The organism is Pseudomaricurvus alkylphenolicus (assembly GCF_011683955.1).
Taxonomy (GTDB): Bacteria; Pseudomonadota; Gammaproteobacteria; order Pseudomonadales; family Cellvibrionaceae; genus Pseudomaricurvus; species Pseudomaricurvus alkylphenolicus.
The window spans coordinates 1-683 of record NZ_JAAQPI010000070.1 but is presented as its reverse complement, the minus strand read 5'-3'; the positions used below and the strand labels follow the sequence as shown (position 1 = coordinate 683).

The window sequence follows — 683 nt, the reverse complement described above, 5'->3', positions numbered from 1 at the left end:
GGAATGTCAACGCCCTGCTTGTGAAGGTCCGACAGGTAGGCACCCCACCCCATTTTATTCATCGCGGTATCCCACACCGGAGTCTTGATATAACGATCCGGGTCTGCGGGTTGAAGGTCGTCGATCATGGGATAAATCGGCATCTGAAAAGCGATATCAACATCCTGGGTATCCCGGGCCTTAAGGGTGACCGCAGCGGTTAATCCGCCACCGGCACTGTGCCCGGCGACAATGACCTTGTCGCTATCAATAGCCAATTTCTCAGCGTTGTTTTTTGCCCACAATAAGGTATCGTAGCAGTCGTTAAAGCCGGCAGGAAAAGGTTGTGTATAGGCTTTACGATAGTCTGGAGCGACAACCACACAGGGCCTGGTTTTGATAAAACGCTCGATAACAACCCCAAACCCCTCAGGGTTACCCGTCATATACCCCCCACCGTGTATGTAGAGCATCACCGGCAGCTTTTCGGTAGCATGCTTCGGCCGGTAGACTCGGGTGCGTATATTCCAATCCCCATCACTACTGGGAACAGAGTATTCATCGCAGTCAAGGCTTTCGATATTTTTACCTTTCGACAACCTGCTTAATGCGTTCATCAGCTGTATTGTCGGTTTGTATTTGCCAATGGCAGCAAACGCACTTAACGGTCTAAAATACGCACGCAGGTCTTCGTGCAGCATCTG

At 50.8% G+C, this 683-nt stretch carries 1 protein-coding gene; it reads right to left on the bottom strand.

Annotated features, from left to right (window positions below; all coding sequences use genetic code 11):
• A partial coding sequence (locus tag HBA55_RS37165) for an alpha/beta hydrolase (protein WP_167001290.1) occupies positions 1 to 683 on the bottom strand: 683 nt, incomplete at both ends.